General features: G+C 70.0%; 9 protein-coding genes. 4 read left to right on the plus strand and 5 right to left on the minus strand.

The genetic code is table 11. From position 1 onward, the window contains the following. Both I73_RS26295 and aroQ read right to left on the minus strand, forming a co-directional pair. Window positions 1–218: response regulator (locus I73_RS26295; protein WP_148289707.1), on the minus strand; the 218-nt coding region annotated here is incomplete at its 3' end. A gap of 103 nt (window positions 219–321) precedes the next feature. Next, a complete protein-coding gene (gene aroQ, locus I73_RS06090; protein ID WP_022979799.1) occupies window positions 322–777 on the minus strand; it encodes a type II 3-dehydroquinate dehydratase in 456 nt (151 codons plus the stop codon). Window positions 778–969: 192 nt separating this feature from the next. Here aroQ and I73_RS06095 point away from each other — a divergent pair, with 192 nt between their 5' ends. Genes I73_RS06095 through I73_RS06110 form a run of 4 tightly spaced genes read left to right on the plus strand, consistent with a single transcriptional unit; the run spans window position 970 to window position 5,385 of the window. Further along, window positions 970–2,304: a glutamine synthetase family protein gene (locus I73_RS06095; RefSeq protein WP_022979800.1), complete on the plus strand. Its 1,335-nt coding sequence runs from the start codon at window positions 970–972 to the stop codon at window positions 2,302–2,304. Between the two features lie 29 nt (window positions 2,305–2,333). After that, window positions 2,334–3,710 (plus strand): aspartate aminotransferase family protein, encoded by a 1,377-nt coding sequence (locus I73_RS06100; RefSeq protein WP_040499728.1) that lies wholly within the window; start codon window positions 2,334–2,336, stop codon window positions 3,708–3,710. Window positions 3,711–3,746: 36 nt separating this feature from the next. Beyond that, a complete protein-coding gene (locus I73_RS26300) occupies window positions 3,747–4,436 on the plus strand; it encodes a GntR family transcriptional regulator (protein WP_022979802.1) in 690 nt (229 codons plus the stop codon). Between the two features lie 13 nt (window positions 4,437–4,449). Next, window positions 4,450–5,385 (plus strand): glutaminase, encoded by a 936-nt coding sequence (locus I73_RS06110; protein ID WP_022979803.1) that lies wholly within the window; start codon window positions 4,450–4,452, stop codon window positions 5,383–5,385. Between the two features lie 19 nt (window positions 5,386–5,404). On the opposite strand, the gene folE2 is transcribed toward I73_RS06110, so the two are convergent. The 3 genes from folE2 to I73_RS26305 all read right to left on the minus strand — a co-directional run. Beyond that, window positions 5,405–6,205: a GTP cyclohydrolase FolE2 gene (gene folE2 / locus I73_RS06115; RefSeq protein WP_022979804.1), complete on the minus strand. Its 801-nt coding sequence runs from the start codon at window positions 6,203–6,205 to the stop codon at window positions 5,405–5,407. A gap of 121 nt (window positions 6,206–6,326) precedes the next feature. Next, window positions 6,327–8,222: a 1-deoxy-D-xylulose-5-phosphate synthase gene (dxs, locus tag I73_RS06120; RefSeq protein WP_022979805.1), complete on the minus strand. Its 1,896-nt coding sequence runs from the start codon at window positions 8,220–8,222 to the stop codon at window positions 6,327–6,329. 52 nt (window positions 8,223–8,274) lie between these two features. Next, the coding region (locus tag I73_RS26305) for a polyprenyl synthetase family protein (protein WP_022979806.1) at window positions 8,275–9,095 on the minus strand (821 nt) is incomplete at its 5' end.

The raw sequence follows: 9,095 nt of genomic DNA on the forward strand, positions 1-9,095 counted from the left end.
GGCATGCGCATGTCCGACAGCACCAGATCGACCGGCTGCTGGGCCAGGATCTGCAGCCCCTCGGCACCGCTGGACGCCAGCAGCACCGTGTAGCCCTGCCCGCGGAACAGCCGGCGCAGGGCGTTGAGCACGCCCGATTCGTCGTCCACCAAGAGCAGGGTCGCCCCCTCGAAGGGGGCACGGGACACCAGGGCGGGGGCGGTCGGGTCGCTCGTCATCTCGGGAAGCCTGTCGAAGCTCGGGTCGGGCATGACGCACAAACGTCATCCTTTCCTGACACTTCGTCCCAGGCTTCCCCGAATGAATCGGGGTAAACCCCTTTCAGTGTGACGCTGCAGGCGCCGCGGCCAGGCGCCGGGCCAGAAAGCGCAGGGCGGCGCTGTAGCCCTCAGTGCCCAGGCCGGCGATCACCGCCTCGGCAATGCCGGAGATGAAGGAGTGGTGGCGGAATTCCTCACGCCGGTGCACGTTGCTGATGTGCACCTCCACCACCGGCAAGGCCACGCCGGCAAAGGCGTCGCGCAGGGCCACGCTGGTGTGGGTCAAGCCCCCGGGGTTGACGATGAAGGCCCGCGTGCCATCCAGCCGGGCGGCGTGGATGCGGTCGATCAGCGCGCCCTCGTGGTTGCTCTGGAAGCACTGCAGCGGCAGCCCCAGGGCCTGCGCCTCCTGCGCCAGCCGGGACTCCACGTCGGCCAGGGTTTCGGCCCCGTAGATCTGGGGTTCCCGGGTGCCGAGCAGGTTCAGGTTGGGGCCGTTGAGAACAAGGATGGACATGGCAGCAAGACGTGTTGACAGGCAAGGCGGCGATTGTCGCCTGCCTGCCGGGGGGCGGGAGAGCGGGGCGAGGCTCAGCAATTTCAGATCACATATATGAATTCAATTAGCTCAAAATTCATCCGAGAATCAATTTGTGATCACAAAAGCAATTCCTGCTAGCATCCATCCATCGCGACTCCCACCCCGCCCATGGCCTCCCTGCTCGACAGCTTCCTTGCCCAGCACCGCATCCACGAGGTGGAGTGCGTGATCCCCGACATGACCGGCATCGCCCGCGGCAAGATCCTGCCGCGCGACCTGTTCCAGGCCGCCGGCGAGATGCGCCTGCCCAAGAGCGTGCTGCTCAACACGGTCAACGGCCAGCAGCCGGACAACGGCCCTTTCGTCGGCGACACCGACCCGGACATGGTCTGCGTGCCCGACGCCGCCACCGTGCGCCTGGTGCCCTGGGCGGCGGAGCCGGTGGCGGTGGTCATCCACGACTGCCAGGAATGGGACGGCTCGCCGGTGGCGCTGTCGCCGCGCGGCGTGCTGCGCCGGGTGCTCAAGCTGTACGCCGACCGCGGCTGGAAGCCCATCGTCGCGCCGGAGATGGAGTTCTACCTGGTGGCCCGCCAGCAGAACCCGCACGAGCCGCTGCAGCCGCCGCTGGGTCGCACCGGCAAGCCCGAGGCCGGGCGGCAGAGTTACTCGATCGACGCGGTCAACGACTTCGACCCTTTCTTCATGGAGCTCTCCAACTTCTGCGAGCTGCACCAGCTGGGCGTCGAGACCCTGATCCACGAGGCCGGCCCGGGCCAGATGGAGATCAACTTCAGCCACGGCGAACCGCTGGAGCTGGCCGACCGGGTCTTCCTGTTCAAGCGCACCGTGCGCGAGACGGCGCTGCGCCACAACATCTTCGCCACCTTCATGGCCAAGCCGATGGAGGCCGAGCCCGGCAGCGCGATGCACATCCACCAGAGCATCCACGACGAGCAGGAACGCAACATCTTCAGCCAGCCCGACGGCAGCGCCAGCCCGCTGTTCGCCCACTACATCGCCGGGCTGCAGACCTACATCCCGCAGCTGATGCCCATGTTCGCGCCCTATGTGAACTCGTACCGGCGGCTGGCGCCCTTCATGTCGGCGCCCATCAACGTGCGCTGGGGCTACGACAACCGCACCTGCGGCATCCGGGTGCCCAAGTCCGGCCCGGCCGCGCGCCGGGTGGAGAACCGCGTGCCCGGCGTGGACGTGAACCCCTACCTGGCCATGGCCGCCACCCTGGCCTGCGGCTACCTGGGCATGGTCGAGCAGCTCACCCCCTCGGAGCCCACCAGCGACAGCGCCTGGAACGTGGCCCACGAACTGCCCCGCCATCTGGAGGATGCGATCGAGCGCATGCGCGCCTGCACCCCCATGCGCGAAGTGCTGGGCGACAGCTTCGTCGACGCCTTCTGCGCCGTGAAGGAGCTGGAGTACGCCACCTACAACCGGGTGATCAGCTCCTGGGAGCGCGAGCACCTGCTGCTGCTGGTCTGAAGGCCGGAGACCCCTTGATGCCCACCGACATGAACACTGCCCCGACCCTGCGCGCCGGCCTGGACCCGGCCCGCCTGTCCGCCCTGCAGCAGCGCGAGAGCGCCGCCTATGCCGCCGCCCGCCCGCGCAGCCAGGCCCTGGCCCAGCGCGCCGCCCAGCACCTGATGTTCGGCGTGCCGCTGCACTGGATGAACGACTGGTCCACCCCCTTCCCCCTGCATGTGGCCAGCGCCCGGGGCGCGCGGCTGCAGGACGTGGACGGCCACGCCTACACCGACTTCTGCCTGGGCGACACCGGCGCCATGTTCGGCCACAGCCCGGCGCCGGTGGCCGCCGCCCTGGCGCACCAGGCGGCCCAGGGCATCACCGCCATGCTGCCCGGCGAGGACGCGGTGTGGGTGGGCGAGGAACTGGCCCGGCGCTTCGGCCTGCCCATCTGGCAGTTCGCGCTCAGCGCCTCGGACGCCAACCGCTTCGCCATCCGCTGGGCCCGGGCGCTGACCGGCCGCGACCAGGTGCTGATCTTCAACGGCTGCTACCACGGTACGGTGGATGACGTGTTCGTGGACCTGGTGGACGGCCAGCCCCGCACCCGCGACAGCCTGCTGGGCCAGGTGGTGGACATCACCCGCAGCACCCGCAGCGTCGAGTTCAACGACCTGGCCGCGCTGGAAGCCGCACTGGCCGACGGCCAGGTGGCCTGCCTGCTGGCCGAGCCGGCCATGACCAACATCGGCATGGTGTTGCCCGAGCCCGGCTTCTGGAAAGCGGCCCAGGCCCTGTGCCGGCGCCACGGCACGCTGCTGCTGATCGACGAGACCCACACCATCAGCACCGGCCCTGGTGGCTACACCCGGGCCCACGGCCTGCAGCCGGACCTGCTGGTGCTGGGCAAGCCGGTGGCCGGCGGCGTGCCCTGCGCGGTCTACGGCTTCTCGGCCGAGGCGGCCCGCCGCGCCGAACAAGCCAAGCGCGACGCCCCGCCGGGCCACAGCGGCATTGGCACCACGCTGACGGCCAATCTGCTGGCCCTGGCCGCGATGCGCGCCAACCTGGCCGAGGTGATGACCGAGGCCGCCTACACGCGGATGTTTGCCCTGGCCGAGCGCCTGGCCGATGGCCTGCGCGACGTCATCGCCCGCCATGGCCTGCCCTGGTGCGTGACCCAGGTCGGCGCCCGCACCGAGTTCCAGTTCACGCCCACGCCGCCGCGCAACGGCAGCCAGGCCGATGCCATCCTCGACCCGGCCCTGGAGCAGATCGTCCACCTGTACCTGCTCAACCGCGGCCTGCTGATCACGCCCTTCCACAACATGATGCTGGTCTGCCCCGACACCACGGCGGCCGATGTGGACCGCCTGGTGGCCAGCTTCGACGCCTTCGTCGGCGAGACCCGGCCGGGCTGAGGCCTACACTGCGCGTCCCCGCCCTGCCCCGCTGACATGCCCGCCGACAACGACACCCCCGCCCCGCCGGCGGCCGCCACCCACCAGGACGCGATCTACGCCACGCTGCGACAGTGGGTCACCGTGGGCCGCTTCCTGCCCGGCGAGCGGCTGAAGATCCGCACCGTGGCGGCCCAACTGGGCGTGGGCCAGATGCCGGTGCGCGCCGCCCTGCAGCGCCTGGCCGCCGAGGGCGCGGTGGTCAACGTGCCCAATGCCGGGGTGGCGGTGCCCCGGCTGTCGGTGCCCGAGTTCGACGACCTGCTGCAGATGCGCATGCTGCTGGAAGGCGAGGCCGCCGAGCGCGGCGCGCTGCGGCTGGACGCCGAGGGACAGGCCCGGCTGCAGGCCCTGAGCCAGCGCATGGCCCAGGCCCTGGCCCGCGGTGACGGCAACGACTACCTGGCCGCCAACGAGGACTTCCATGTGCTGCTGTACAAGGCCGCCGGCTCACCCACACTGTTCGGCCTGATCGACACGCTGTGGCTCAAGGCCGGCCCCATCTCCAACCGGCTGTTCGACACGCCCGAGGCCGGTGCCGTGCTCAACGACGCGCATGAGGACCTGGTGAAGGCCCTGGCGCGTGGCGACAGCGCCGGGGCGCGGCGCGCGGTGGAGAAGGACATCTTCGTGGCCGGGCAATTCCTGCGCCGCAGCCTGGGCGCGGCCGGTAAGGTGCGGCGCTAGACTGGGTCTCACCATGAGCCAGAGCATCCCCGACCACGACTACCCGACCGTCCTCGACCAGATCCGCACCGAGATCCAGCCCCTGCTGGGCCAGGGCCACGTGGCCAGCTACATCCCGGAGCTGGCCAAGGTGCGGGGCGACCAGTTCGGCATGGCCGTGGTCACGCTGGACGGCGAGGTCAGCACCTGCGGCGACGCCCGGGTGGCCTTCTCGATCCAGTCGGTCTCCAAGCTGTTCGCGCTGACCCTGGCCTACCAGTGCGTGGGCGACGCGCTGTGGCAGCGGGTGGGCCGCGAGCCTTCGGGCAACCCCTTCAACTCGCTGGTGCAGCTGGAATCCGAACAAGGCAAGCCGCGCAACCCCTTCATCAACGCCGGCGCCCTGGTGGTGACCGATGTGCTGTGCACCCGCTTCGTCAACCCGGAGACGGCGCTGGTGGAGTTCGTGCGGCGCCTGTCGGGCAACGCCACGCTGCAGTACGACGACCGTGTGGCCCGCAGCGAGATGGCCACGGCCGAGCGCAACCGCGCCATGGGCCACTTCATGCGCAGCTTCGGCAACCTGCACAACCCGGTGGACGAGGTGATCGCGGCCTACTGCCGGCACTGCGCCATCCGCATGGATGCGGTGGACCTGGCGCGGGCGGTGGCCTTCCTGGCCCACGGCGGGGTGAACCCCTGGAACGGTGAGCGGGTGGTCAGCGCCAGCACCGCCAAGCGGCTCTCGGCCCTGATGCTGACCTGCGGCACCTACGACGCGGCGGGGGACTTCGCCTTCCGCGTGGGCATTCCGGCCAAGAGCGGCGTGGGCGGCGGCATCGTCGGCCACATCCCGGGCCAGCTGGGGGTGTGCGTCTGGTCGCCCGAGCTGGAGCCCTCGGGCAACTCCCTGGCCGGCAGCTACGCGCTGGAGCGCTTCACCACCCTGACCGGGCAGTCGCTGTTCTGACCCGGGGGGCCAGGCGGGTTCAGCGCTCGATGCGCGCCCAGGCCGAGTGGTTGTGGATGGACTCGAAGTTCTCGACATCCACCCGGTAGTGGCCGATGCGGGCATCGGCGTTCAGGCGCAGGGCCACATCGCGCACCAGGTCCTCGACGAACTTGGGGTTCTCGTAGGCGCGCTCGGTCACCCACTTCTCGTCGGCCCGCTTGAGCATGGGCCAGATCTCGCTGGAGGCCGATTCCTCGGCAAAGCGCACCAGTTCCTGCCATTCGATGGCACCGGCCACCGGGTCCTTCAGCTCGACGCGGATGGTCACCAGCGAGCGCTGGTTGTGCGCGCCGTAGTCGGAGATTTCCTTGGAGCAGGGGCACAGGCTCTTGACCGGCACGCCCACCTCGGCCCAGATGGCCGTGCGGCCGTCCTTGCGTTCGGCGATGAAGGCCCCGGCGTAGTCCAGCAGGCTTTGCAGGCCCGAGACCGGCGCCTTCTTGCGGATGAAGAAGGAGAAGCGGGCCTCGATGCGGCCATCGCTGGCACCCAGCTTGTCCAGCATCACGTCCAGCTGACGGGCCAGGCCGGCTGCGTCCAGCGGCTCGCTCTGGGCGTCCAGCCAGGCGACGAAGCGGGACATGTGGGTGCCCTTCTTGTCGGCCGGCAGGGCCACGTCCAGGTTCCACAGCGCCGCGGTGGACTGCACCGCACCGGCCACCCGCAGGTTCAGCGGATAACGCACGTCCTTGACGCCCACGCGCTGGATCGCGAGGTGGCGCTCGTCGCGCTCGCTCTGGGTGTCGGGGATGTGCAGGGCGTCGGTCAGGGTATTCATGGGAACGGCAGAGGATGCAGGCTGTCAATGTGACAGCGAACCGGCAACCCCGCTGGCGCAGGGTTGATGCCGGCCACCCCCGATTGTGCTATGAGTGCGAAAAGTCCATCGGTGGCCGGGCTCAGGCCGCGGCCGGCTTCACCAGGGCCAGCGGGGCCCCGAAACGGCGGCGCACCGCGGCCTCGATGCCGGCGGCGTCCAGCCCGCACAGCGCCAGCAGCTTGCCGTGGTCACCATGCTCGATGAACTCATCGGGCAGGCCCAGCTGCAGCACCGGCACGGTGACACCGGCTTCGGCCAGGGCCTCCATCACCGCGCTGCCGGCACCGCCGGCGATGCAGCCTTCCTCGATCGTGACCAGGCCTTCGTGGCGGCGGGCCAGGTCCAGCACCAGGGTCTTGTCCAGCGGCTTGGCAAAACGCATGTTGGCCACCGTGGCATCCAGCTTCTCGCCGGCCTGCAAGGCCGGGTACAGCAGCGTGCCGAAGGCCAGGATGGCCACGCCCCGGCCTTCGCGGCGGACCTCGCCCTGGCCCCAGGGCAGTTCGTCCAGCTCGGCCGCCGGCACGGTGCCCGCCCCGGCGCCACGCGGGTAGCGCACAGCCACCGGGTGGTTCTGGCGGTAGGCCGTGGTCAGCGCGCGGCGGCACTCGGCCTCGTCGGCCGGCGTCAGCACGCTCATGTTCGGGATGCAGCGCAGGAAGGCGATGTCGTAGGCCCCGGCGTGGGTAGCGCCGTCGGCACCGACCAGACCCGCCCGGTCCAGCGCGAAGACCACCGGCAGGTTCTGCAGCGCCACGTCGTGGATCAGCTGATCGTAGGCGCGCTGCAGGAAGGTGCTGTAGATGGCCACGACGGGCTTGAGCCCCTCGCAGGCCAGCCCCCCCGCGAAGGTGACGGCGTGCTGCTCGGCGATGCCCACGTCGTGGTAACGGGTGGGGAAGCGCCGCTCGAACTCGACCATGCCCGAGCCCTCGCGCATGGCCGGCGTGATGCCCACCAGGCGCTCGTCGGCCGCAGCCATGTCGCACAGCCACTGGCCGAAGACCTGGGTGAAGGTCTGGGCTGCCGGGGCGGCGGACTTGACCAGGCCGATGGACGGGTCGAACTTGCCCGGGCCGTGGTACTTGATCGGGTCTTCCTCGGCCGGGCTGTAGCCACAGCCCTTGCGGGTGATCACATGCAGGAACTGCGGGCCCTTGGCCTGGCGCAGGTTCTCCAGTGTGGGAATCAGGGCGTCCAGGTCGTGGCCGTCGATCGGCCCGACGTAGTTGAAGCCGAACTCCTCGAAGATCGTGGCATCGGGCACCACCATGCCCTTGGTGTGCTCCTCGAAGCGCTTGGCCAGGCCGTACAGCGGCGTGTTCTTGAGCACCGATTTGGCGCCCTCGCGGGCGGCCGAGTAGAAGCGACCGCTCATCAGCCGGGCCAGGTAGCGGTTGAGCGCCCCCACCGGCGGGGAGATCGACATGTCGTTGTCGTTGAGGATGACCAGCATGTCGGGCAGGCCCGCCGCGCTCTGGAAGCCACCGTGGTTCAGGGCCTCGAAGGCCATGCCGCCGGTCAGCGCACCGTCGCCGATGATGGCCACGGCCTTGCGGCTCTCGCCCTTGAGGCGGGCGGCATGCGCCATGCCCAGCGCCGCCGAGATGGAGGTGGACGAGTGCCCGGTGCCGAAGGTGTCGTATTCGCTCTCGGCCCGCCGCGGAAAGCCGCTGATGCCGCCCAGCTGCTTGAGGGTGGACATGGCCTCGCGCCGGCCGGTGAGGATCTTGTGCGGGTAGGACTGGTGGCCCACGTCCCAGACCAGGCGGTCCTGCGGCGTGTTGTAGACCGCGTGCAGGGCGATGGTCAGTTCCACCGTGCCCAGGTTGGACGACAGGTGCCCCCCGGTGCGGCTGACCGTCTGCAGGAGGAACTGACGCAGCTCATCGGCCAGCTGCTTGAGCTGGGGCCGGGAGAGCTTGCGCAGATCTTCCGGGCCGTGGATGTTCTCCAGCAAGGAGGGCTTGCTCATCGGAAATTGCTCCGCAACCGGCACAAGAGAAGGGGCTTCCATGGTGCCGGGTTCAGTATTGTCGGTCCACCACACGCCCGGCCAGCCAGGTCAGACAGCCCACGGACAGGCCGGAGCGGTCCAGGGCCTGCATGGCTTCGGTGTAGAGGCGCTGGGCGTACTGGTTGGCGGCTTCCAGACCCAGGACCGAAACGTAGGTCGGCTTGTTCGCGTCCTCGTCCTTGCCCGCGGTCTTGCCCAGCACGGCGGACTCCTGGGTGCAGTCCAGGATGTCGTCCACCACCTGGAAGGCCAGGCCGATGGCGGCGCCGTAGTCGCTCAGGGCCTGCCAGCCGGTGTCGCCGGGCTGACCACAGGCCGCCCCCATCAGCACACTGCATTGCAACAGCGCGCCGGTCTTGCGGCGGTGCATGTCACGCAGCGCGGCCTCGGTCAGCGGCTTGCCCACGCTGGCCAGGTCGATGGCCTGGCCGCCGGCCATGCCTTCCTGTCCGGCCGCACGGGCCAGCAGACGCACCAGCCGGGCCTGCAGCTCGGGGGGCACGCCGGTCTCCGGCGTCAGCACCTCGAAGGCCAGGGCCTGCATGGCATCGCCGGCCAGCATGGCCTGGGCTTCGCCGAACTGCACATGCACCGTGGGCTTGCCGCGCCGGAGCATGTCGTTGTCCATGCAGGGCATGTCGTCGTGCACCAGCGAATAGGCATGGATCAGCTCAGCCGCGACCGCCGCACGCAGGGCGGCCTCGCGATGCCCCTGCACCGCCTCGCAGGCCGCCAGCACCAGCACCGGGCGCAGGCGCTTGCCGCCGCCCAGCACCGCATAGCGCATGGCGTCGCCCAGACCCGCAGGGGCTTGGGCAGGCACAAAACGGT

It is taken from the genome of Ideonella sp. B508-1, from assembly GCF_000333615.1.
Classification (GTDB): Bacteria; Pseudomonadota; Gammaproteobacteria; order Burkholderiales; family Burkholderiaceae_C; genus Ideonella.

Excerpts from the sequence above, each read along its gene's own strand:
- aroQ (WP_022979799.1), bottom strand. The coding sequence starts at position 777 with ATGTCCATCCTTGTTCTCAACGGCCCCAACCTGAACCTGCTCGGCACC.
- I73_RS06095 (WP_022979800.1), top strand. The coding sequence starts at position 970 with ATGGCCTCCCTGCTCGACAGCTTCCTTGCCCAGCACCGCATCCACGAG.
- I73_RS06100 (WP_040499728.1), top strand. The coding sequence starts at position 2,334 with ATGAACACTGCCCCGACCCTGCGCGCCGGCCTGGACCCGGCCCGCCTG.
- I73_RS26300 (WP_022979802.1), top strand. The coding sequence starts at position 3,747 with ATGCCCGCCGACAACGACACCCCCGCCCCGCCGGCGGCCGCCACCCAC.
- I73_RS06110 (WP_022979803.1), top strand. The coding sequence starts at position 4,450 with ATGAGCCAGAGCATCCCCGACCACGACTACCCGACCGTCCTCGACCAG.
- folE2 (WP_022979804.1), bottom strand. The coding sequence starts at position 6,205 with ATGAATACCCTGACCGACGCCCTGCACATCCCCGACACCCAGAGCGAG.
- dxs (WP_022979805.1), bottom strand. The coding sequence starts at position 8,222 with ATGAGCAAGCCCTCCTTGCTGGAGAACATCCACGGCCCGGAAGATCTG.